The sequence below is a fragment of the Desulfoferula mesophila genome (assembly GCF_037076455.1).
Taxonomy (GTDB): domain Bacteria; phylum Desulfobacterota; class Desulfarculia; order Desulfarculales; family Desulfarculaceae; genus Desulfoferula; species Desulfoferula mesophila.
Genome location: NZ_AP028679.1, coordinates 1,491,042 through 1,512,769, shown reverse-complemented (window position 1 = coordinate 1,512,769; position 21,728 = coordinate 1,491,042). Strand labels below are relative to the sequence as shown.

Below are 21,728 nucleotides of genomic sequence, written 5' to 3'. Positions count from 1 at the left end.
ACTACAACCCCAGGTAAGCGGTTTTGATGTAGGGGTTTTTATCGAAGCTGTCCCGGTCGCCCTCGAAGACCAGCTTGCCCGACTCCACCAGATAGGCGTAGTCGGCCACCTTCAGGGCCTTGTTGGCGTTCTGCTCCACCAGGAGTATGGCGTAGCCCTCGGCCTTCATCTGCTGGATGAAGTCGAAGACCATGTTCACCACCAGGGGGGCCAGGCCCAGGGAAGGCTCGTCGAGCATGATCAGCTTGGGGCAGGACATCAGGCTGCGGGCGATGGCCAGCATCTGGCGCTCCCCGCCGCTCAAGGACCCGGCGGCCTGCTTCTTGCGGTCGGAGAGAATGGGGAAAAGGGAGAATATCTGCTCCATCTGGCGCTGGGCGTTGGGGCGGGCCACGGGGTTGTAGGAACCGACCCTGAGGTTGTCCTGCACCGACAGGTCCGGGAACACCCGGCCGCCCTCGGGCACCATGGAGATGCCCCGCTCCACCACCTTGTGGGCAGGCAGCCCGCTCACTTCTTCGCCCAGGAACTTGACGCTGCCCTTGCGCGGCTTTTGCAGGCCCAGGATGGTCTTGAGCAGGGTGCTCTTGCCCGCCCCGTTGGGCCCCACCACGATGACGGTTTGCCCCTTTTCCACCTTGAGGGAAACCCCCTCCATGGCCTGGAACTCGCCGTAAAAGGTGTCTATCGACTCTACTGTAAGCATGCGCTTAACTTCCGTGTCACTCCGCCCCCAGATAGGCCTCGACCACCTGCTTGTCGCTGGACACGGTGTCCGGGTCGCCGTCGGCTATCAAAAGGCCGTGGTTTAAAACGATCACTCTTTCCACCAGCTTCATGAGCACGTGCATGATGTGCTCCACCCAGATGATGGTCACCCCCAGCTCGGCCCGGGCCTTGGTGAGGATGGCCGAGGCGTCCTTGAGCTCGTCCTTGTTCAGGCCGCTCAACACCTCGTCGGCCAACAGCACCTTGGGCTGGGTGGCCAGGGCTCGGGCCATCTCCAGCTTGCGCAGGTCGCCGGCGGTCATCTTCTCGGGGTAGGAGTCCGGGTCCAGGCCCAGCCCCACGAAGTCCAGCATCTTGATCGCGTCTTTTTTAATGCGTTCCTGATGAAATTTGTGCTTGCCGCCCCGGCCGAACAAAACTCCCAGCATCACGTTCTCGGCCACGGTGAGGCTTTTGATGGGCTGCGGTATCTGAAAGGTGCGGGCAATCCCGGCGTGACAGATCACGTTGGGGTTCAGGCCGCTGATGGTCTGCCCCTCATAGTTGACCGCCCCGCGGGTGGGCTTTAAAGCGCCTGATATCACGTTGAACATGGTGGTCTTGCCCGACCCGTTGGGGCCGATGAGCCCCACGAAGCTGCCTTCCTCGACCCGGAAGGAAACATCGTGCAAGGCCATGACCCCGCCGAAGCTTTTACTTATATTTTGGATCTCAAGCATGACTCTCCTCGAGCCGCTCCCAAAGGGCCCCCGGCCCCGGGCGGGGCGTGGGGGGCGCGAGTTGGGGAGCCGGGGGGACGCCCCCCCGGCTCCGCATGGCCTACTTCTCGGCGAAGGGGCTGCCGGCGGGCAGCGGAATCACCGGGGTTACGGTCTGCAGGGCGGCCGGCCAGGCGATGCCCAGCTTGCCGTTGATGGACTGCACCACCACCGGGTAGGAGCGTAGGTTCTGGCCGGACAGGGGGGTGCCCGGCTGGGCGAACTTCACGCCATAGCCGCAGGGAGTGCCGCCCTCGGGGATGTCGATCTCCAGGGAAGCCTTGCGGATGGACTCGGGGCTAAGATCGCCGTACTTCTTGAGCGCCAGGGGAGCCACGTCGTTGAGCAGAATCCAGGTATGGCCAAAGCCCTGGGTGGCGTGGGTGGGGGGATCGCTGACCTTGAACTTCTCCTCGTAGCGCTTGAGGAACTCGCCGATCAGCTCGCCGGTGCCCTTGACCAGCTTCTTGCGGTCGAGCATCTGGGCCGGGGCCGGGTCCACGTTGAAGCAGTAGTTCATCAGATCGCCGCCCGCCGCCTCGGCCAGCTTGGGCATGTTGGCGTGGCCCGCGCCGTGGCCCTCGATGGCCTTGGTCTTGAGGCCCAGCTCCCGCGCCTGGCGGAAGAACAGCACCACGTCCGGGAAGTAGCCGGTGTGCAGGATGGCGTCGGGTTTGACCCTCTTGAGCTTGAGGATCAGCGAGGACATGTCCTTGGTCTTGTGGGAGTAGGCCTCGTTCAGGACCACCTTCATGCCGAACTTGTCGGCCATGGCCTGGTTGGCCTTGGACACCGAGGAGCCGTAGGGGCCGTCCTCGTGGATGATGGCCACCTTGAGGTCCTTGGCGCTCTTGACCCCGAACTTGCCCAGGTTGTCGTTGAGCATCTTCACGGTGCTCTGGCCCCACTGGGAGCCCATGGGCTGCACCCGGAAGACGTACTTCAGGTTGCGGTCCTGCACCACCTTGTCGGAGATGGCGATGATGACCCAGAAGATCTTCTTGTTCTTTTCGGCCATGGGGGCCAGGGGCACCGCGATGCCGCTACTGAACACGCCCAGCACCACCGGGACCTTCTCCACGGTCATCAGGCGCTGGCCCTCACGGATGGCCACGTCCGGGTTGCTCTGGGCGTCGGCCACCACGGGCACCACCTTGTACTTACCGGCGATGCCGCCCCGGGCGTTGATCATGTCCACGGCCACCATGGTGCCCCGATAGCCCGCCAGGGCTCCGGCCGGGGCAAAGGGGCCGGTCAAGGAAAAGAGCACCCCGAGTTTGAAGTCCTTGTCCGCCGCCGCCGCCGGAGCGGCCATCCCCACCACCGCCACGGCCAGTATCGCCAACAACGCAACTAACTTTTTCATCTACCAGTCCTCCTCCTTGGTATTGGGACCATTCGGTGCTTGGTGGAATTTGTGGACTTTTCCTAATTTCCCCAGGGAAAAGCCTTCCACCGCACTCCTTGTAAAGCTCAGGCCCTATCAACTTGGTGCAGGAACGAGATGATTTCTCTGTTGAAGCGGCTTGCCATTTCGATAAAGAAACAATGCCTCCCCTGGGGGTACATGATCAGGGAAGAATCCGGGATCAACCCGGCCAGGATCAGTGAGTTCTCCGGGGGGATGAAGCCGTCGTCGGAACCGGTGGCCACCAGGGTAGGCGGCGTCAGGCCCGGCAGGCGCGCGGCCGAGGCAAAGCCCCGCATGGCCTGCATCTGCCGCTTGAAGGCGAACAGCGGCTGCTGGTCCCGGAGGGCCATCTGGATGAAGCTCTCCACCGCCTCGGGTTCTTCCCGCAGGTAGCGGTCGGAAAAATAGATGCGCAGATTGCGCCGCAGCACTTCTTCCGGGCTCAGGCCGTCGGGCTCGGCGTACCAGCGCATGACGTGCTCGGGGGTGCCCAGGGCTTCGGCGCCCCCGCAGGTGGTGCAGCCCAAGACCAGGCCGCGCACCCGCTGGGGAAAACCCAGGGCCAGTTCCTGGGCGATGCAGCCGCCCATGGATATGCCCAACACGTGGGCCGAGGCCAGGCCCAAAGCGTCCATAAGATCCACGGCGTCTTCGGCCATGCCTTCTATGGAATAGGGCTGGTCGGGCTTGTCGCTTTTGCCGGCGCCGCGGTTGTCCAAAAGAATCAGGCTGAAATGCTGGGCCAGCTCCGGGATCTGGCGATGGAACCAGGTGTGATCGCGCCGCTGCCCCATGAGCATCAGCAACGGAGGCCCCTGGCCCAGGGTCTCGTAATACAGCTTGATGTCATGCAGCCGCACAAAAGGCATGGGCCCTACCGGCTTGGGTTGCTCCAGCCTCTGGCCAGCGCTCGAAAATGAGCGCACCCAGAGGTCGGGTCATTTCACAGCAAGGGGCATGCCAAAAACCGGCTATTTTTTGTGGTAGCAACTAGTTGTTTTAACAGCTATTTTAATTGCAGCCCAAACCGCGGCAAATCCTACTCGCAAATTTGCGAGTAAAACTCTCGTTCCTTCCGGTGCTTTTTGAACCTTATCTATTGCCATGAACTGGTCTTTTAGACTTTAATAGGCCGTTCTCGCGTTTTTGCGACTGAGCCGCATTTTTGCGAGTGCGTCTGAGAGGCCGCCGTTCCCAAACCCATGACTTGGAGTCCGCTTTGTGGCCGCAGAAATAAAAACCCACGGCGAGCAATTCAATTGGCTGGTGTCCCTGAACTCCACCCACAACGGCATCCTCATCGTGGACACCCGGGGGACGGTGCTCTTGTACAACCAGGCCGCGCACCGCATTTTCCGCAACGAGATCCCTCATCCGGTGGGCCAGCACCTCAGCCGGGTGCGCCCCGAGGCCTGGAGCGACATCCAGGAGATTTTGCGCACCGGCCGGCCCCAGGTGGGGGTGCGCATCGAACTGCCCCAGGCCACCATCATCGCCAACCGCAATCCCATCGTGAAAGACGGCAAGATAATCGGGGTGATCAGCGTCTTCCAGGACATCTCCGACTACGAGGCCATCATCTCCCAACTGCGCGGCTACCAGGAGCTGTACCGCGAGCTGGAGGCGGTGTTCGAGTCCTCCTTTGACGGCCTGTTCGTGGTCAACGGCGCGGGCAACACCGTGCGCCTCAACAGCGCCTACGAGCGCATCAGCGGCCTGAGCCGGGACAAGATCGTCGGCCGCCACGTTTCCGAACTGGTGCGCGACAAGATCATCGACCGCTCGGTGACCCTGCAGGTGCGTCAGCGCCGCGCTCCGGTGACCATCATGCAAAAGATCCAGGGCGACCGGAACATGATGGTCACCGGCACCCCGGTTTTCGACGAGGACGGCGAAATCACCCTGGTGGTCATCAACGTGCGCGACCTCACGGTGCTCAACCAGCTCAAGGCCAGCCTGGAGGAGGCCCGCAAGCTGGAGAGCCTGTACCAACAGTCCCTGACCGAGCAGATAAACCTGGACCACGCCCTGGAGCGCATGGTGATTCGCAGCGAGGCCATGAAAAACGTGCTGCTCAAGGCGGTGAAAGCGGCCAACGTGGACAACTCGATGCTGCTGTGCGGCGAGTCCGGGGTGGGCAAGAGCGTGCTGGCCCGCATCATCCACGAGATGAGCCGCCGCCGCATCAAACCCTTCGTGAAGATCAATTGCGGGGCCATCCCCGAATCGCTCATGGAAAGCGAGCTGTTCGGTTACGAGGCCGGGGCCTTCACCGGGGCCCTGCCCCAGGGCAAGGCCGGGCTGTTCGAGACCGCCGATCAGGGGACCATCTTCCTGGACGAGGTGGCCGAGCTGACCCCGGCCATGCAGGTGAAGCTGCTGGAGGTGATGGACGAGAACCGCTTCACCCGCATAGGGGCCACCCAGGCCAAGACGGTGGACGTGCGGGTCATCGCCGCCACCAACCGCGACCTCAAGGCCATGATTGAGCAGGGCCGCTTCCGCGAGGACCTCTACTATCGCCTCAACGTGATCGCCATCGACATCCCTCCCCTGCGTTCCCGCCGGGAGGATATCCCCGCCTTGGCCCGCCAGATCGTGCAGCACCATTGCGAGCAACACAATTTGAACAAGAAGATCAGCCCCGAGGTGATGGACGCCCTGGCCAAGTACTCCTACCCCGGCAACATCCGCGAACTAAAAAATCTGTTGGAATCAATGATGGTGATGAGCGAAGGCGAATCCATAAGCCTGGCCGACGCGCCCGGCGAATTGCGCCAAGGCACCCACCCCGGAGGCGAGCACCTGTACGCCCAAACCGGCTTCAAGCAGGCGGTGCGGGAGTTCGAGCTGAACCTGATCCAGAACGCGGTGAGCCGCTACGGCACGGTGGCCGAAGCGGCCCAGGCCCTGGGGGTGCACCCGGCCACCTTCTGGCGCAAGCTGGCCGAAGAAAAAAGCCGCCGGAAAAATCAGATGTGACGCGATTAACTCATCACGCGTGATGGTTGGCGCGGCGGCCTGGCCGTCCGGCGCCGCACCCGGCGGCGGGTCGCCTTAGCCGCCGACGAGTTGGGGATTGGTGGCATTGGCCAGCGGTGTGTTGCACTCTCGCTTGTCATTTCCCTGGTACGCCCGCACCTTGTCGCAGCCGTCCCGCTTGGCCTGATACAAGGCGCGGTCGGCCACCTGGTAAAGACCGTCCACGTTGGCCATGCTCGTGTCCAGCGTCGCCACCCCCAGGCTTATGGTGATGGCCACTTGACATCCGCCCGCCTTCAGGGGCTCGGCCTTGACCTTGTTGCGCAACCGCTCGGCCGCCAGCAAGGCGTCTTCCGTGCCGGATTGGGGCAGCAGCACGGCGAACTCGTCGCCGCCCATCCTGGCCAAGAGGTCGTAGGGACGAATATTGGCCTGCGCGATATGGGCCACCTCGCACAAGGCCTGATCCCCCACGCCGTGGCCGTAGGTGTCGTTGACGGTTTTGAAGTTGTCCAAATCGATCATTATCATGGACAGAGGCGAGAGATGCCGGCGGGAGCGGTGGATTTCCTTCTGGGCCGCCTCCCAGAAAAACCTGCGGTTGGCCACTCCGGTGAGGGCATCGGTGGAAGCCAGGGCGCGTAGACGCTCCTCGCTTTCGCGCAAGGCCCTTTCGGCCTGCTTGCGGCGCTCGATCTCCTGCTGGGCCTGGGTGAGTTCCTCTTTTATCTGGGCGAACTGTTTGAGGATGGCCAGCACCGGCCTGCGCGTGATCTGGGTGCCCCAGCGTCGGTTTTGCCAAGACAAGTAAGCCCACAGCAGGGGTGCGGCAAAGCACGACACGATAAAGCGGCTGATGGCGGTGCCCTTGACGATGGCCAGCCACTCGCCGGAGCCCGCGAAGGCGGCGGTGGCGAACAGCAGCACGTCCAGCCACATGACGCCCAACAGGGCAAAAAAGGCCCGGATGCCCATGGGGATCCACTGAAAACGGTTGTTCATGAATTCCCAGGCAACGGCCAGAAATACCAGGTCCATGAAGGTGGCGAACACCGAGGCGGCGTTGAGCCGCAGGCTGGGGGTGGGCACGTAGGCCAGGGAGGACACGCCGCTGAGGTTCATCTGGAAGTTGAGCGTCACGGCGATGAGGGGGACCATTATGGAAACCCCGATAACCGTGGAGATGATGATGCGTGTGGCCCTGAGCCCGTCGAACACGTAGACCACGAACACGCCCAACAGCAGCGAGGTGTAGAACACCGTGGAGCCCACCACAAAGGAGACGCCCCCCACTTGCGCCGTGATGCCCGCGTCGGTCACCCAGGACGTCACCGCGGTTACCCCGCCGATAAGGGCATAGTAGTGGGCCAGGCCGAAGCGATGACGCAGGGAATGGGTGCCCAAAACCAGCAGGTAAACCGCCAGCGCCTCTATCATCAAGATGATCAGTTCGTAGTTCAAGCCCCCCCCTGTGTCGGGCAAGCGATGATGTTTTACACGGCCTACGCTGCGGAGGGCCGGGGGCGCCCTAGCCTAGCTGGGACACGGCGGCCGCGCTAATCGGCGATCCACCCTCGAAAAAGTTAATGGTATTTAATATCAGAGATTACCTCAACCTTCCACCCAGCCCATTTTCAGCGCGCCAGGGCGGCGCGAAGCTCACCGGCCAGGGCGCGCACCGCCTTGACGGCCGCCGTGGGCGTGGCCGCCTCGTGCACCTGGCGCACCAGGGCGCTGCCCACCACCACCCCGTCGGCCACCGGGGCCAGGGCCGCGGCCTGGGCCGGGGTGGCCACCCCAAAGCCCACCGCCACCGGCAGGGAGGAACGGGCCCGCACCTTGGCCATGGCCGCCAGCCGCTCGGGGGGCAGTTCCAGCTCGGTGCCGGTCACCCCATCCATGGACACGTAGTACAAAAAGCCCCCGGCTTTCGCCAGGATTTTATCCAGGCGCTCCATGGGGGTGCCCGGCGCGGCCATGAACACCGGGTCCAGGCCGTGGACCGCGCAGGCCTCCAGCCACTCTCCCGCCTCCTCCGGGGGCAGGTCGGGGATGATCACCCCGCTGACCCCGGAACCCACCGCCCGCTTGGCGAACTCCTCGTAACCCATGGACAGCACGGGGTTCACGTAGGTCATGGCCACCAGGGCGGCGCTGGTCTTGGCCGCGGCCCGCTCCATGGTTTGCAAAACGTTTACCGGAGTGGCGCCCGCCTCCAGGGCCCGCTGGCTGGAGAGCTGGATGGTGGGGCCGTCGGCCAGGGGATCGGAGAAAGGCAGGCCCACCTCGATCACCTCGGAGCCCAGCTCGTCCAGGGCGCTGATCAACTCCAGGCAGGTGTCGGCGTTGGGATAGCCGCCGGTGACGTAGGGCACGAAGGCGGCCCGGCCCTGCTCGGCCGCGTTGGCGAATTTTTCGCGGATGTCGGGATTCATTTCAGCTTCTCCAGATAAGCGGCCACCTGGGACACGTCCTTGTCGCCCCGGCCGGACAGGCACACCAGAATAATGTCGTCCTTGGCATAGCGAGGAGCCAGCTCCCGCAGATGAGCCAGGGCGTGAGAGCTCTCCAGGGCCGGGATGATGCCCTCGTAGCGGGCCAGGTCCATGAAGGCCTGGACCGCCTCGCGGTCGCCCACCGTGGCGTAGGTGGCCCGCTCGATGTCCTTGAGGTAGCTGTGCTCCGGCCCCACGCCGGGATAGTCCAGGCCCGCGGCCATGGAGTAGGCCTCGATGATCTGGCCGTGGGGGTCTTGCAGCAGATACAGGCTGGAGCCGTGCAGCACGCCGGGGCGCCCGGCGCTGAGGCTGGCCGCGTGCTCCCCGCTGTCCAGGCCGTGGCCCGCCGCCTCCACTCCGATGAGCTCCACCGGGTCGTTCAGCAGGGGATGGAACAGGCCGATGGCGTTGCTGCCCGCGCCCACGCAGGCCACCGCCGCCTTGGGCAGCTTGCCCTCGCGCTCCAGGAGTTGGGCCCGGGCCTCCTTGCCGATCACCGATTGGAAACCGCGCACCAGCATGGGATAGGGATGGGGCCCCACCACCGAGCCGATTATGTAGTGGGTGTCCTTCACGTTGGTCACCCAGTCGCGGATGGCCTGGGTGGTGGCGTCTTTCAGGGATTTGCTGCCGCTGGTCACCGGCTCCACCGTGGCCCCCAGCATCTCCATGCGGGTCACGTTGAGCGCCTGGCGCTTCATGTCCAGGGTGCCCATGTAGACCATGCACTCCAGGCCCATGAGCGCGGCCACCGTGGCCGTGGCCACCCCGTGCTGCCCGGCTCCGGTCTCGGCGATGATGCGCTTTTTGCCCATGCGCTTGGCCAGAAGCACCTGGCCCAGGGCGTTGTTGATCTTGTGGGCCCCGGTGTGGGTCAGATCCTCGCGCTTTAGGAAGATGCGCGCCCCGCCCAAGGCCTGGGCCAGGTTCTTGGCCTCGTACAGGGGGGTGGGCCGCCCGGCGTAGTTGGCCAACAGATCGTCCAGCTCCGCCTGAAAGGCCGGGTCCTTCTGGGCGGTCAGAAAGGCCGCGTGCAGCTCTTCCAAGGCGGGCATGAGGTTTTCGGGCACAAAACGCCCGCCATAGGGCCCGAAGTGGCCCAGCTCGTCGGGCAGGGTCTCAGGCCCGCCGGACTTGGGCGATGAAGCTTGCGATGCGCTCATGGTCTTTGACGCCTTTCTCTTTTTCCACGCCGCTGGATACGTCCACGGCAAAGGGTTGCACTTGTTTTATGGCCCGGCCCACGTTTTCCGGGGTCAGCCCCCCGGCCAGGATTATCGGGCGCGCCCGGGCGATGGATTGGGCCAGGCTCCAGTCGAAGCTTTGGCCCGTGCCCCCCACGGCCTGGGGGTCGTAGGTGTCCAGTAGCAGGGCGCAGCCGGGATAGGCCCCCTCTTCCACTGGCCGCTGGGCGGACACCCTGGCTGCCTTGATGACCCGTGGCCCCAGGGCGGCGGCGTAGGCCTGGTCCTCGCCGCCGTGCAGCTGCACCCAGTCCAGGCCGCAAAAGGTGCGCAGCCCCCGCACCTCGTCCAGGGGGGCGTCCACGAACACCCCCACCGTGCTCACCAGGGGCGGCAGCGCCGCGATGATCTCCCGGGCCCGCTCCGGGCTCACCTGGCGGGGGCTGGGGGCCAGGACGAAGCCCAGGGCGTCGGCCCCCAGGCGGCAGGCGGCCAGGGCGTCCTCCAGGCGGGTGATGCCGCATATCTTGACGCGAGGTGTCACGCCGCCTCCACCAGGCCGCGCAGGGTGGCGGTGGGGTCCGGGGCCAACATCAGGCTGGTGCCCACCAAAAAGGCGTTCAACCCGGCGGCCCGAAGCTCACGCACCTGCTCCGGGCGGCTCACCCCGCTCTCGGCCACCACGGTCACCGGCGCGGGAATGAGCTTGCGCAGCTCCCGGCTGGTGTCCAGGCTGACCTGCATGGTCTTGAGGTTGCGGTTGTTGATGCCCACCAAGGGCGGGTCCAGGGCCAAGACCGGCTCCAGTTCGGCCGCCTGGTGCACCTCCAGCAACACGTCCAGGCCCAGGCTCCGGGCCAGGTGGTACAGCTCGGCCAGTTCCGCCTTCTCCAAGGCGGCGGCTATGAGCAGCACCGCATCGGCCCCGGCGGCCTTGGCCTCGTATATCTGAGCCGGATCGATGATGAAATCCTTGCGCAGGGCGGGCAGTGTCACCGCCCGGCGGGCCTCGGCCAGGTCTCCCAGGCTGCCGCCGAAATAGTGCCGGTCCGTGAGCACCGACAAGGCCGCCGCCCCGCCCGCCTGATAGGCTCGGGCCCGTTGGGGCACCGCCTCGCCGGGGGCCAGATCGCCCCGGGAAGGCGAGCGCCGCTTTATCTCCGCGATCAGCGCCACCCCCGGCGCGTCGCGCAGGGCCGCCAAAAAGCCCCGGCCCGGAGGCGCGGCCTCGGCCGCCCGGCGCAGCTCGGCCAGGGGTCGCGCCGCCTTGAGCGCGGCCACCTCGGCCCGCTTGGTCTCCAGGATGCGGTCCAGCACCCCCAGATCGCCGGTCTTCACCCTAGGCCTCCGCCACTTGGAGACGCAGGCTCTTGCTGAAGGAGATAAGGTCCTCCAGCTTGCCCAGGGCCGCGCCGGAGTCGATGAGCTTGGCGGCCAGGGCCACCCCCTGGGCCAGGTCCGGGGCCTTGTCCGCGGCCACCAGGGCCGCCGCCGCGTTCATGAGCACCATGTCGCGCTTGGGGCCTTTTTGGCCGGAGAGCACCTCCAGGGTGTGGGTCCGGCATTGCTCCACCGTGCCGCCCCGGATGTCCGCCAAGGTGGCACGGGTGAGGCCCAGCTCCTCGGGGGATGTCTCCAGGGTGCTCACCCGGCCGTCCCGGAGGCGGGCCATTTTGGTGACCCCGGTGACGGTGATCTCGTCCATGCCGCCCTCGCCGTGCACCACAAAGGCGCTCTTGGCTCCCAGGCGCCCCAGCACGTGGGCCAGGGGCTCCACCAGCTTGGGGTCGTACACCCCCACCAAGAGCACCGAGGCCCCGGCCGGGTTGGTCAGGGGGCCCAGCAGGTTGAAGATGGTGCGCTGGCCGATCTCCTTGCGGGGGCCGATGGCGTGGCGCATGGCCCCGTGCAGGGCCGGGGCGAAGAGAAAGCCCACCCCCACCTGGTCCACGCACAGGGCGATCTGCTCGGCGTCCAGGTCCAGGGGCACCCCCAGGCTCTCCAACAGATCGGCCGCCCCGCAGGAGCTGCTCACCGCCCGGTTGCCGTGTTTGGCCACCCGCAGCCCGGCGGCGGCGGCCACGAAAGCGCTGGTGGTGGAAACGTTGAAGGTGCCGGCCCCGTCGCCGCCGGTGCCCACGATGTCCACCAGCGCCCCGCCGCCCGCCGCGCAGTTGCAGGCCACCGGGGTGGCCTTGGCCCGCATCACCTGGGCCGCCCCGCTGATCTCCTCCAGGCTCTCGCCCTTCATGCGCAGGGCGATGAGCAGGGCCCCGATCTGGGCCGGGGTGGCCTGGCCCTCCATGATCTGATCCATGGCCCGGACCATCTCCTGCTCGCTCAGATCGCTGCCGCTTACCGCCTTGGCAATGGCTTGCTGAATCATGACTGCCTTCTCCTGCCGTTTAACAAAAACCAAACCGCGAACCCCTCTCGGGAGTCCGCGGTTGTTCGGCCCGGCGCCTTGGGGGCGTGCTAGGGCAAAACGGACTCCCGGCCCGTGCCGCTCCACCGCCACCAATAAAATTCCTGCTTGTCTTGCCGCTGGGATCGCATGTTTACCTTCGACCAAAAAAGAACCGGGGCCGTGAACCTTGCTTTGGTCCACGGCCCCGGTGATTGTCTGTGTTTCCGGGTATGCCTAACGCACGGGCGCGGGTGGACCACTCCTGTTCCAGCTTTGCCACCAATAGCGCCACGCGTTGCCAAACATTATCCGGTCTCCTTCCGTATTCTGTATACAGAAGCTACTCCCAAACGCGGCGTCGGTCAAGCAGATAGTTGGGCTTGGCTGTTTTTTATATAGGCGCCCACCTGCTCCATGGTGGCCACCAGGGCCCCCCGGTCCCTGTCCTCCAGGGCAGAGACCATGGAGTTCATGCCTTGCAGCAGGGTGCGCGCCGCTTTCAGGCCGTCCGGGTTGTGCAGGGCCAAGTCGGCGTAGAGTTCGGCGGGTTGATCGCTCTGATGGGTCAACATGTTCAAGAGTTCCCGGAACCAGGGGCCGGAAACCTCCTCGTCGGTCTCCGGTTGGTAGCCCAGCTGCATCAGGCTCCAGCCAAAGGCGTAGAGCAAGAGATGACGAAGGGTCTGCACCTGGGCCATGAGGCGGTCGTGGCGTTCCGGCTCCATGATCACCGGCCGGGCCCCCTGCCCTTGCAAAAAGCGACGCAGCCGGGTCAGCCATAGCCGCCCCCGGCCGGGGCTCAGAAAAACGGTCTGGTCTTGCAGGGAAGGCGCGCCGGGGCCGAACAAGGGGTGGGCGCCCACCACCTCGCCCCGGGCGTGGGCCAGCATGGCGGTCAGTGGGGTCTGCTTGAGCGAGGAGATGTCCACCACCACCCCCTCGGGGTCGGTGTGGGGGCCGATGAACTGCATCACCCCCTCCACCGCGTGCACCGGCACCGCCAGGATTATCACCCGGCAGGCGGCCACCCACTCCGGGGTGAGCGGCTCGCCCGCTATGTCGGCGATAAGCAGGCGGCCCACCAAGGGCTCCAACAGGCGGCACAGCCAGGAGCCCATGCGGCCCTGGGCCCCGATGATGCCTACGGTGAGCCCGGCGGCGGCTTCGGCCGAGGCGGCGCGGCCAAAGCCGCCAAAGTCATCCTCCGAGTTCATGAGAGCATCTCCCCGGCCGGGAACGAGCCCAGCACGCGCAAACGTTCCACCTGGCTCTCCAGGGCGGCCAGGGCCTGGGCCACCTCGGGGTCTTGGCGGTGACCGTTCAGGTCCACGAAAAAGGCGTATTCCCAGGGGCGGTCCTTGGTGGGACGGCTTTCGATGCGGCTCAGGTTTACCCCCAGCTCGGCCAGCTCGCCCAGGGCCTTGTACAGAGAACCGGGGCGGTGGGCGGTGAGGAAGACGATGGAGGTCTTGTCCTGGCCGCAGGGGGGCACGTCCTGCTTGCCGATCACCAGAAAGCGGGTGGTGTTGTAGGTGTAGTCCTGGATGCCCTCGGCCAGCACCTTGAGGCAATGGTGCCGGGCGGCGGCCACCGCCCCGATGGCGGCGGAGCCGGGCGTCTCGGCGGCCTGGCGCGCGGCGGCGGCGGTGCTGGGGGCCTCGGCCACCCGAGCCTGGGGCAGGTTGCGGGTCAGCCAACCACGGCACTGGGCCAGGGCTTGGGGATGGGAATAGACCGTGGTGATGGCGTCCAGGTCATCCCCCTGGGACATGAGCACGTGATTGATGGGCGTGTACACCTCGCCGCACACCTTGAGCTGGGTGGTCATGAACTGGTCCAGAGACGCGCCCACCGCGCCCTCGCCGGAGTTCTCCACCGGCACCAAGCCCACCTGGCAGCGGCCGCTCTCCACCTCGCGAAACACTTCGGCGATGCCGCTCTGGGGGGCCATGCCGCAGGAGCTGCCGAAATGCTGCACCGCGGCCTGATGGCTGAAGGTGAACTCCGGGCCCAGGAAGGCCACCTTGAGCGGCTGCTGCACGGAACGGCAGGCGGAGATGACCTCGCGGAAGACGCTGACCAGGTAGCGGTTGGGCAGGGGGCCGTGGTTGCCCTGGGCCAGCTTGTCCAACAGGTCGCTCTCGCGTTCGGGCACGAACACCGGCAATCCGGCGTTCTTTTTCAGCCGGCCGATGTCCAGGGCCAGACGGGCCCGCTGGTTGAGCAGGCTCATCAGCTCGCGGTCCACCTGGTCGATCTCCTCGCGCAGGGCGTTGATGGCCGTCTGGGCCTGGTCGCTGGGGGGCTGGATTTGGCTGGGCGCGCTGTTCATGACGATGTTCCCTCTAACAGGCCAGCCAGCCCCGGCGCAGGGCGGTCATGGCGTTCAGTTCTTCCATCATGGCCTTGAACTCGGCGGGGGTCAGGGACTGGTCCCCGTCGCACAGGGCCTTTTCGGGGTCGCAGTGCATCTCCACCATGATGCCGTCGGCCCCCACGGCCAGGGAGGCGCGGGCCAGGGGCTTTACGTAGCGGCGGTTGCCCACGGCGTGGCTGGGGTCCACCACCACGGGCAGGTGGGTCTTTTCCTTGAGCACGCATACCGCGCTGAGATCCAGGGTGTTGCGGGTGGCGGTCTCGAAGGTGCGGATGCCCCGCTCGCACAGGATCACCTGGTCGTTGCCTCCGGCCAGGATGTACTCGGCGGCGCTAAGGAACTCCTTGATGGTGGTCATCAGGCCGCGCTTCATGAAGATGGGCTTGCGGATCTCGCCCAGCTTGCGCAGCAGGGAGAAGTTCTGCACGTTGCGCGCCCCCACCTGGATCACGTCGGCGTACTCGGCCACCAGGTCGATGTCGCTGCTGTCCATCACCTCGGTGACTATGGGCAGCCCGGTGAGGCGCCTCGCCTGGGCCAGAAGCTCCAGGCCTTCGCGGCCCAGGCCCTGGAAGCTGTAGGGGGAGGTGCGCGGCTTGTAGGCCCCACCCCGGAGGATGGCCGCGCCGTAGCGCTGGGCCCAGCGGGCGGTGCAGAGCATCTGCTCTGGGTTTTCCACCGAGCAGGGTCCGGCGATCACGGTGAAGCCGCCGCCGCCCACGCTCACCGGACCGGCGTGCACCACGGTGTCTTGGGGTTTGGCCTCGCGGCTCACCAGAAGCGCCTGGGGTTTGAGCTTGTGCGCCACCGCCCCGGCGGCCATCGCTTCTACCGCCTCTACTTCGATTTCCATCTTGCTTGCCAGTGCCATCTTTCTCTTCCTTGTTCCTGCCTGAGCCGACTCCCCGCCGCCCGGCCTGCCCCAAACGCAAAAAGGCCATGGGCGACTTTCTCAGTCTGCCCATGGCCTTGGTTGCTTGCTTGGTTTAGCCTAGTTCGGCTCTAACCCTCCCCAGCCCTTGGGCAGACGGCGGTAAAATAATAAAAATAAAAAAAGACGCCGGAGCTAAATCGCCCCTGACCGTCCAGATTTATTTTGCCGTTGCCCGTCATGATTCTAACAAGTTCCTTGCCGGTCCTTGGGGACCGAGTTGGGTTGTGTCAAGTAAACGCCTCATGGTTCGGCCTGTCAAGGGCAAAAAACGCGCGCCTTTCCAAGAAGCCTATTTTTCCTCGTCGCGCAACGCAGCAAACCAGCGCAGGGCCAGGGCGTAGGAGCGCCAGCCGAAGCCGGCCACCGTGCCCGCGCAGGCCCCCGAGAGGTATGAGAAACGGCGGAACTCCTCCCGGGCGGCGGGTTGGCTCAGGTGCACCTCCACCACCGGCACCCCGCAACAGAGCACCGCGTCGCGTATCGCCACGCTGGTGTGGGTGTAGCCTCCGGCGTTGAGCACCACCCCGGCGTATTGGGGGGAGGCTTCTTGCAACAGGTCCACCAGCTCGCCCTCGTGGTTGGACTGGGCAAAGGCCAGCTCCAGGCCCAGCTCCTCGGCCAGCTTGTCCAGGCGTCGGTTGATCTCGTAGAGAGTCAGGCTGCCGTAATGCTCGGACTCGCGGCGGCCCAGCATGTTCAGGTTGGGGCCGTTGAGCACCAGGATTTTCATGCCTCGCTCCTTGCCTGGGTCTTTTGCATGAGCCACAGGTCGGCCAGCACCAGGGCGGCCATGGCCTCGGCCACCGGGGCGATGCGCCCGCACAAACAGGGGTCGTGCCGCCCGCCGATGGATATCTCCACCGCCTGGCCGTCCAGGTTTTGGGTGCGCTGGGGCTGGGCGATGGAAGGGGTGGGCTTGATGGCCAGACGCAGCACCAGGGGCATGCCGTTGCTGATGCCCCCCAGGATGCCCCCCGCGTGGTTGGACAAAAAGCCCTTGGCGTCCATCTGGTCGTTGTTGGCCGAGCCCCGCCGGGCGGCCACGGCTAAACCGTCGCCGATCTCCACCCACTTGACCGCGCCGATGGAAAACATGGCCCCGCCTAGGCGGGCGTCCAGCTTGTTAAAAACCGGGTCGCCCAGTCCGGCGGGCACGCCGTCTATCGCCAGCTCCAGCACCCCACCCACCGAGTCCCCGTCGGAGCGGGCGGCCATTACCTCGTCCACCATGGCCTGGGCCGTGGCCGGGTCGGCGGCCCGCAGGGGGTGCTCCCGGGCAAAGGCCGGGTCAATGGCCGTGGCCTTCACCGGCCCCACCTGGATGGTGTAGGCCGCGATCGCCACCCCCAAGGGGGCCAGCAGGGCCCGGGCCACCGCCCCGGCGGCCACCCGGCCCACGGTCTCGCGGCCCGAGGAGCGGCCCCCGCCCGGCTGGGGCGGCAAGCCGTACTTGCGCCAAAAGGTGTAGTCCGCATGGCCGGGGCGGAACTTGTCGGCCAGGGCGGAATAGTCCTTGGAGCGGGCGTCGACATTGCGTACCAGCAGGGCGATGGGGCTGCCCAGGGTGCGGCCCTCGGCCACCCCGGAGAGTATCTCCACCTGGTCGGCCTCCTGGCGAGCCGAGGCCAGGGGCGAGGTTCCGGGGCGGCGGCGGTCCAACTCGGCCTGGATGGCCTCTTGCTCCAGGGCGATCCCGGCCGGGACGCCCTCCACCACCACTCCCACGCCGACACCGTGCGACTCGCCAAAGGTGGCCACCTTGAGGATTTCGCCGCTGAAACTACCCATGGCAAATTTCCTTGGCTATGGCCAGGGCCCGGCCCAGCTCGGTGGGGGTCACGTCGTCCACCACCAGCGGCTCGCCCACCCCTTTGAGCAGCACGAAGCGCACCTTGCCCTTCACGTTTTTCTTGTCGTCCAGCATGATCTCCCAGGCCTCCTCGGCCGGAGCCCAGGCCAGGTCCTGGGGCAACAGGGGCTTCACGGCGCGGCTTATGGCCTCGGCCTGGGCCGAGGCCAGCAGGCCCCGCCCGGCGGAAATGGCCGCGGCCACCAGCATGCCCCCGGCCACGGACTGGCCGTGCCCCAGGCGATAGCGGTGCCAGCCTTCCAGGGCGTGGCCATAGGTGTGCCCGAAGTTCAGTATGGCCCGTCGCCCGCCCTCGCGGAAGTCCTGGCCCACCACCCCGGCCTTGGCCCGCACCGAGCGGCGCACCACCTCGGCCAGACCCAGCACCTCGCCGCCCAACAGCAACTCCATGTCTTGTTCACACAAGCGGGCCAGCTCGGGGTCGGCCACCAGGCCGGTCTTGTAGGCCTCGGCCAACCCCTCCACCCGCTGGGCCTTGGGCAGGGTGGCCAGGGCCTGCAAGTCCAGAATGACCATGCGCGGCTGGGTGAAGCAGCCCACCTGGTTCTTGGCGGTGCCCAGGTTCACCGCCGCCTTGCCGCCCACCGCTGCGTCCACGCAGCCCAGCAGGGTGGTGGAGACCAGCAGGAAGTCGATGCCCCGCTTGTAGGTGGCGGCCACAAAGGCCCCCAGGTCGGTCATCACCCCCCCGCCCAGGGCCAGCAGCATGTCCCCGCGTTCGATGCGCGCGGCCAGCATCTGCTTGTAGACCCGCTCGGCGGTCTTAAGGCTCTTGCTGTTCTCGCCCGGGGCCAGGGTGATGAGCAGGTCGTCGCCCAGCACCCGGCGATAGCGGTCGGCGTGCAGGGCGGCCACCTTGCGGTCGGTCAGGAGCACCACCCGGCGGCCCTCCACCGTTTCCCGCAGCGCGGCGGCCCCTTCCCAGGAGCTGTGCACCAGGCACAGCTTGCCCTCCAACTCCAGGGGAAACTCCTCCACCCCCAACAGCCCGGCGGCCACGGTCTGGGCCGCCTGCTCGGCGTCCAGATGGTCCACCTCCACCTTGAGGTCGCAATCGGCGTAGGCCTCTTGCCGGGCCTGGAACAGGCGCTCCACCGCGTCGGCGTCCTGCCACATGGGCCGGGTGGAAGCCTCATGGGGCCCCAGGCGCATGCAGCAGGTGTCCAGGCAGGCGTCCAAGTGCACGATCCGCCCGCTTTGGTGCATGAGCGCGCGGTTGGCCGGGCTCACCGCCGCCCCGCCGCCGGTGTCCACCACCAGGCCCTTCTCATCGGCCAGCTTGGCCAACTCCTCGTTTTCCAGCTGCCGAAAGGCCGCCTCGCCCTTTTGGGCGAAAACCTCTGGGATGGGTCTGCGGGCCCGGCGCACGATGCGCTGGTCCAGGCTCACCAAACGGCGGCGCAGGGCCGTGGCCAAAAGGCGGCCCACGGTGCTCTTGCCCGCGCCCATGAAGCCGGTGAGGTAGATGTTGCCGGTCATGCCGCGCCCTCCAGGGCAGCCAAAAAGCGCGCCCCAGGCACCGACCGGCCGGTCCAGCGGGTGAAGCTCAGGGCCGCCTGGTGGGCCAGCATGACCAGGCCATCGCTGAAGCGGGCCCCCGCCGCACGGGCCAGGTCGGCCCAGAAATTTTCGCCGCGTCCGTAGTTGATGTCCATTACCTGCTCCAAGCGGGACGCCTGCAAGGCTCGCACCCAGGCGGCCATTTTGGGTGATTCAGCCGGGCTGGAGACGGCGGCCGCGTTTACCAGCAGCCGCGCCTGGGCCGCGACCCGGGCCGCCTGTTCCAGGTCGATGGCCTCGCCGCCCAGCTCGGCGCACAGGGCCCGGGCCTGCACCGGCCGCCGGGCGGCCACCCACAGCGGCGCGGCCCCCAGCCGGGCCAGGGCCAGCACCACCGAACGGGCCGCCCCGCCCGCGCCCATCACCAGGGCGGGCTGCCCCGCCGCCGCGTAGCCGGTTTCGATCAGGGCCTGGGCAAAGCCGGGGCAGTCGGTGTTGCCGCCCTCCAGACGTTTTCCTTTTACCACGATGGTGTTCACCGCGCCCAAGATGGCCGCCTCTTCGTCCAGGTGGTCCAGAAACGGCAATACCAACCGTTTGTAGGGCACGGTGACGTTTATCCCCGCGTAGCCCTCTTCGGCCAGGCTGCCCAGGAAAGCGCCCAAGCGCTCCGTCTCCACGGGTATGGCCGCATAGCTCCCGGCCAAGCCCTCCTGGCGAAGAACCGCGTTGTGCATGCGCGGCGACAGCGAGTGCGTTACCCGCTGATCGCCTATCACCGCCAGACGAATCACTGCTGCAATGCCTCCAGGTCGCGGTAAAAGTCGGGATAGGATACCCCGGCGCAGGCGGCATCCGCCACCTCCAGGGTCTGGCCACACAGCGCCCCGGCCATGGCCAGGGTCATGGCGATGCGATGGTCGCCGTAGGAATCGTAGCTCCCCTGGGGCTTCAGGGGCGTGGGCCCCGCGATGAACAGGTCGTCGCCCTCTTCCCACAGGCGCGCGCCCAGGGCCCCCAACTGGGTGACGATGGCCGCGATGCGGTCCGATTCCTTTACCCGCAGCTCGCCGATGGAGCGCAGCACCGTGGTGCCTTGGGCCTGGGTGGCGGCCAGGGCCAGGATGGGCACTTCGTCCACCAGCAGGGGAATCTCCGAGGCCAACACCTCGGTGGCCTTGAGCTCCGGGGCATAGGCAGCGCTCACCCGGCCCCAGGGCTCGGGCTCGTCGCCCTCCTGGCTCACCTCCAGCTTGGACCCCATGCGTTGCAGCACGGTGATGAGCCCCACCCGGCCGGGGTTGAGCCCCACCCCCAGGGTGGTCACCCGGCTGCCCGGGGTTATCAGCGCGCCCACCAACAGGAAGGCGGCGGCCGACACGTCGCCCGGCACCCGCAGGCGGGGCAGCTGCTCAAGGTCCGATTGCCGCACCCGCCAGCCGCCCTCGGCCTGGGCGATGTCCGCGCCCATGGCCGCCAGCAGGCGCTCGGTGTGGTCGCGGCTCAGGTGCGGCTCGATGACCAAGGTCTCGCCCACGGCCTGCACCCCGGCCAACAGCAGGGCGCTCTTGAGCTGGGCGCTGGCCACGGCCAACTCGTGGCGTTGGCCGGTGAGTTGGGCGCCCTCGATGGTCACCGGCGGGCGGCCCTCGCTGGTGGAGACCTTGGCTCCCATGCGCGTGAGCGGGTCGGCCACCCGGGCCATGGGCCGCCGCCGCAGGGAGGCGTCGCCGTCCAGGGCGTAGCTGCCCGGACGCCCGGCCAGCAGGCCCATGAGCAGGCGCATGGTGGTGCCGGAGTTGCCGCAATCCACCGCCGCGCTAATGAGCTTGCCTTGGGCGCCGTGCAGGATCACCTCGCCGCCTTCACGCTCCACCTTGCCCCCCAGGCTCTCCACCGCCGCCAGGGTGCTGGCGCAGTCGGCGCAGGGCGAGAAGTTGGCCACCCGGCAGATGCCCGAGGCCAACAGGGAGAACAGCCCGGCCCGGTGGGAGATGGACTTGTCCCCCGGCGGAGTCACCGAACCCTGTAGGCTCATGCCGCCATCTCCCGCACCTGGCGGCCCACCGCCCCGGCCACCCGGCGCAGATCGGCCATCATGGCCGCGAACTGCTCGGGCCGAAGGCTCTGGCGGCCGTCGCTGAAGGCCTTTTCCGGCTCGGGGTGCACCTCCACCAAGATGCCGTCCGCCCCGGCGGCCACCGCGGCCAGGGCCAGGGCGGGCACCAGCTCCCGCTTGCCCGCCGCGTGGCTGGGGTCCACCACCACCGGCAGATGGGTGTACTGCTTGAGCAGGGGCACCGCGCTGAGGTCCAGGGTGTTGCGGGTCTCGGTCTCAAAGGTGCGGATGCCCCGCTCGCAGAGCATCACCTGCCAGTTGCCCCGGGCCACGATGTACTCGGCCGAGAGCAAAAGCTCCTTGATGCTGGCCATCATGCCCCGTTTGAGCAGCACCGGGCGGTCGGTCTCGCCCACCGCCTCCAGCAGCGCGAAGTTCTGCATGTTGCGGGTGCCGATCTGCAAGACGTCGGCGTAGCGGGCCACCAGCTCCACGTCCGAGGCGTTGAGCACCTCGGTGACGATGGGCAGGCCGGTCACCTCGCGGGCCTCGGCCATGATCTTGAGGCCCTCTTCGCCCAGGCCCCGGAAGGAGTAGGGGCTGGTTCGCGGCTTGAAGGCCCCGCCCCTGAGCGCCCCGGCCCCGGCCCGGTGCAGCAGGGCGGCGGTCTCCAAAAAGTTTTCTCGGCTCTCCACCGCGCAGGGTCCGGCGGCCACCATCACCTCCGGGCCGCCCACCAGCATGTCGCCCAGTTGCACCGTGGTGGTCTCGGGCTTGAAGCTCTTGGACACCAGCTTCCAGGATTTCTCGAAGTTGGTGATCTCCTCCACCCCGGACATCCCGGCCACTTCCTGGCTGAGCTGCTCGGCCTGGGCGGGGCTGATCTCCTCCACCACTCCCAGCACCACCCGGGGATCGGGAGCGATGATGCGCGGCTCCAGACCTTCCCGGCGCAGAACCGAGATCACCTTGGCCACGTCGCCCTTGGGGCAGCCCGGCTGCATGGTGATGACCATGAC

At 66.8% G+C, this 21,728-nt stretch carries 20 protein-coding genes; 1 reads left to right on the top strand and 19 read right to left on the bottom strand.

Going from position 1 to position 21,728, the window contains the following annotated elements:
• Position 1: 1 nt before the first annotated feature.
• The 4 genes from AACH32_RS06640 to AACH32_RS06625 all read right to left on the bottom strand — a co-directional run bounded on the left by AACH32_RS06640 (position 2) and on the right by AACH32_RS06625 (position 3,767).
• The gene (locus AACH32_RS06640) at positions 2 to 706 is read right to left on the bottom strand and encodes an ABC transporter ATP-binding protein (protein ID WP_338605998.1); all 705 of its coding nucleotides are present in this window, start codon (positions 704 to 706) and stop codon (positions 2 to 4) included.
• Positions 707 to 722: 16 nt separating this feature from the next.
• Positions 723 to 1,448 (bottom strand): ABC transporter ATP-binding protein, encoded by a 726-nt coding sequence (locus tag AACH32_RS06635; protein WP_338605997.1) that lies wholly within the window; start codon positions 1,446 to 1,448, stop codon positions 723 to 725.
• A 100-nt stretch (positions 1,449 to 1,548) separates the two neighbouring features.
• Positions 1,549 to 2,853 carry an ABC transporter substrate-binding protein gene (locus AACH32_RS06630; protein ID WP_338605996.1) on the bottom strand — a complete coding sequence of 435 codons (1,305 nt, stop codon included), beginning with the start codon at positions 2,851 to 2,853 and terminating at the stop codon, positions 1,549 to 1,551.
• A 107-nt stretch (positions 2,854 to 2,960) separates the two neighbouring features.
• A complete protein-coding gene (locus AACH32_RS06625; protein WP_338605995.1) occupies positions 2,961 to 3,767 on the bottom strand; it encodes an alpha/beta fold hydrolase in 807 nt (268 codons plus the stop codon).
• A 352-nt stretch (positions 3,768 to 4,119) separates the two neighbouring features.
• Here AACH32_RS06625 and AACH32_RS06620 point away from each other — a divergent pair, with 352 nt between their 5' ends.
• Positions 4,120 to 5,880, top strand: a complete 1,761-nt coding sequence (locus AACH32_RS06620) for a sigma 54-interacting transcriptional regulator (protein WP_338605994.1) — start codon at positions 4,120 to 4,122, stop codon at positions 5,878 to 5,880.
• Positions 5,881 to 5,955: 75 nt separating this feature from the next.
• Here the strand turns inward: AACH32_RS06620 and AACH32_RS06615 are convergent, their stop codons facing one another.
• The 15 genes from AACH32_RS06615 to aroF (AACH32_RS06545) all read right to left on the bottom strand — a co-directional run bounded on the left by AACH32_RS06615 (position 5,956) and on the right by aroF (AACH32_RS06545) (position 21,725).
• On the bottom strand, positions 5,956 to 7,341 hold the full coding sequence (locus AACH32_RS06615) for a GGDEF domain-containing protein (RefSeq protein ID WP_338605993.1): 1,386 nt from the start codon (positions 7,339 to 7,341) through the stop codon (positions 5,956 to 5,958).
• A gap of 173 nt (positions 7,342 to 7,514) precedes the next feature.
• The gene (gene trpA, locus AACH32_RS06610; RefSeq protein WP_338605992.1) at positions 7,515 to 8,315 is read right to left on the bottom strand and encodes a tryptophan synthase subunit alpha; all 801 of its coding nucleotides are present in this window, start codon (positions 8,313 to 8,315) and stop codon (positions 7,515 to 7,517) included.
• Positions 8,312 to 9,541 (bottom strand): tryptophan synthase subunit beta, encoded by a 1,230-nt coding sequence (gene trpB, locus AACH32_RS06605; protein WP_338605991.1) that lies wholly within the window; start codon positions 9,539 to 9,541, stop codon positions 8,312 to 8,314. Before trpB ends, trpA begins: the two co-directional genes overlap by 4 nt.
• Positions 9,498 to 10,106: a phosphoribosylanthranilate isomerase gene (locus tag AACH32_RS06600; protein WP_338605990.1), complete on the bottom strand. Its 609-nt coding sequence runs from the start codon at positions 10,104 to 10,106 to the stop codon at positions 9,498 to 9,500. The genes trpB and AACH32_RS06600 overlap by 44 nt, the downstream gene beginning before the upstream one ends.
• Positions 10,103 to 10,900 (bottom strand): indole-3-glycerol phosphate synthase TrpC, encoded by a 798-nt coding sequence (gene trpC, locus AACH32_RS06595; protein WP_338605989.1) that lies wholly within the window; start codon positions 10,898 to 10,900, stop codon positions 10,103 to 10,105. Before trpC ends, AACH32_RS06600 begins: the two co-directional genes overlap by 4 nt.
• A gap of 1 nt (position 10,901) precedes the next feature.
• The gene (gene trpD, locus AACH32_RS06590; RefSeq protein ID WP_338605988.1) at positions 10,902 to 11,948 is read right to left on the bottom strand and encodes an anthranilate phosphoribosyltransferase; all 1,047 of its coding nucleotides are present in this window, start codon (positions 11,946 to 11,948) and stop codon (positions 10,902 to 10,904) included.
• 383 nt (positions 11,949 to 12,331) lie between these two features.
• Positions 12,332 to 13,183: a prephenate dehydrogenase gene (locus AACH32_RS06585; protein WP_338605987.1), complete on the bottom strand. Its 852-nt coding sequence runs from the start codon at positions 13,181 to 13,183 to the stop codon at positions 12,332 to 12,334.
• On the bottom strand, positions 13,180 to 14,301 hold the full coding sequence (gene pheA, locus AACH32_RS06580) for a prephenate dehydratase (RefSeq protein ID WP_338605986.1): 1,122 nt from the start codon (positions 14,299 to 14,301) through the stop codon (positions 13,180 to 13,182). The genes AACH32_RS06585 and pheA overlap by 4 nt, the downstream gene beginning before the upstream one ends.
• A gap of 13 nt (positions 14,302 to 14,314) precedes the next feature.
• Positions 14,315 to 15,217, bottom strand: a complete 903-nt coding sequence (aroF, locus tag AACH32_RS06575; RefSeq protein ID WP_338605985.1) for a 3-deoxy-7-phosphoheptulonate synthase — start codon at positions 15,215 to 15,217, stop codon at positions 14,315 to 14,317.
• A gap of 352 nt (positions 15,218 to 15,569) precedes the next feature.
• Complete coding sequence (gene aroQ / locus AACH32_RS06570) at positions 15,570 to 16,010, bottom strand: type II 3-dehydroquinate dehydratase (protein WP_338605984.1); 441 nt, start codon at positions 16,008 to 16,010, stop codon at positions 15,570 to 15,572.
• Positions 16,007 to 17,068: a chorismate synthase gene (gene aroC / locus AACH32_RS06565; RefSeq protein WP_338605983.1), complete on the bottom strand. Its 1,062-nt coding sequence runs from the start codon at positions 17,066 to 17,068 to the stop codon at positions 16,007 to 16,009. The genes aroQ and aroC overlap by 4 nt, the downstream gene beginning before the upstream one ends.
• Positions 17,061 to 18,629: a 3-dehydroquinate synthase gene (aroB, locus tag AACH32_RS06560; RefSeq protein ID WP_338605982.1), complete on the bottom strand. Its 1,569-nt coding sequence runs from the start codon at positions 18,627 to 18,629 to the stop codon at positions 17,061 to 17,063. The genes aroC and aroB overlap by 8 nt, the downstream gene beginning before the upstream one ends.
• Positions 18,626 to 19,444 (bottom strand): shikimate dehydrogenase family protein, encoded by an 819-nt coding sequence (locus AACH32_RS06555; protein WP_338605981.1) that lies wholly within the window; start codon positions 19,442 to 19,444, stop codon positions 18,626 to 18,628. The genes aroB and AACH32_RS06555 overlap by 4 nt, the downstream gene beginning before the upstream one ends.
• Positions 19,441 to 20,688: a 3-phosphoshikimate 1-carboxyvinyltransferase gene (gene aroA, locus AACH32_RS06550; protein WP_338605980.1), complete on the bottom strand. Its 1,248-nt coding sequence runs from the start codon at positions 20,686 to 20,688 to the stop codon at positions 19,441 to 19,443. Before aroA ends, AACH32_RS06555 begins: the two co-directional genes overlap by 4 nt.
• On the bottom strand, positions 20,685 to 21,725 hold the full coding sequence (gene aroF, locus AACH32_RS06545; protein ID WP_338605979.1) for a 3-deoxy-7-phosphoheptulonate synthase: 1,041 nt from the start codon (positions 21,723 to 21,725) through the stop codon (positions 20,685 to 20,687). The genes aroA and aroF (AACH32_RS06545) overlap by 4 nt, the downstream gene beginning before the upstream one ends.
• Positions 21,726 to 21,728: the final 3 nt, after the last annotated feature.

Coding starts and splice junctions, on each gene's coding strand:
- AACH32_RS06640 (WP_338605998.1), bottom strand. CDS start 706: ATGCTTACAGTAGAGTCGATAGACACCTTTTACGGCGAGTTCCAGGCC.
- AACH32_RS06635 (WP_338605997.1), bottom strand. CDS start 1,448: ATGCTTGAGATCCAAAATATAAGTAAAAGCTTCGGCGGGGTCATGGCC.
- AACH32_RS06630 (WP_338605996.1), bottom strand. CDS start 2,853: ATGAAAAAGTTAGTTGCGTTGTTGGCGATACTGGCCGTGGCGGTGGTG.
- AACH32_RS06625 (WP_338605995.1), bottom strand. CDS start 3,767: ATGCCTTTTGTGCGGCTGCATGACATCAAGCTGTATTACGAGACCCTG.
- trpA (WP_338605992.1), bottom strand. CDS start 8,315: ATGAATCCCGACATCCGCGAAAAATTCGCCAACGCGGCCGAGCAGGGC.
- trpB (WP_338605991.1), bottom strand. CDS start 9,541: ATGAGCGCATCGCAAGCTTCATCGCCCAAGTCCGGCGGGCCTGAGACC.
- trpD (WP_338605988.1), bottom strand. CDS start 11,948: ATGATTCAGCAAGCCATTGCCAAGGCGGTAAGCGGCAGCGATCTGAGC.
- AACH32_RS06585 (WP_338605987.1), bottom strand. CDS start 13,183: ATGAACTCGGAGGATGACTTTGGCGGCTTTGGCCGCGCCGCCTCGGCC.
- pheA (WP_338605986.1), bottom strand. CDS start 14,301: ATGAACAGCGCGCCCAGCCAAATCCAGCCCCCCAGCGACCAGGCCCAG.
- aroF (WP_338605985.1), bottom strand. CDS start 15,217: ATGGCACTGGCAAGCAAGATGGAAATCGAAGTAGAGGCGGTAGAAGCG.
- aroQ (WP_338605984.1), bottom strand. CDS start 16,010: ATGAAAATCCTGGTGCTCAACGGCCCCAACCTGAACATGCTGGGCCGC.
- aroC (WP_338605983.1), bottom strand. CDS start 17,068: ATGGGTAGTTTCAGCGGCGAAATCCTCAAGGTGGCCACCTTTGGCGAG.
- aroB (WP_338605982.1), bottom strand. CDS start 18,629: ATGACCGGCAACATCTACCTCACCGGCTTCATGGGCGCGGGCAAGAGC.
- aroA (WP_338605980.1), bottom strand. CDS start 20,688: ATGAGCCTACAGGGTTCGGTGACTCCGCCGGGGGACAAGTCCATCTCC.
- aroF (WP_338605979.1), bottom strand. CDS start 21,725: ATGGTCATCACCATGCAGCCGGGCTGCCCCAAGGGCGACGTGGCCAAG.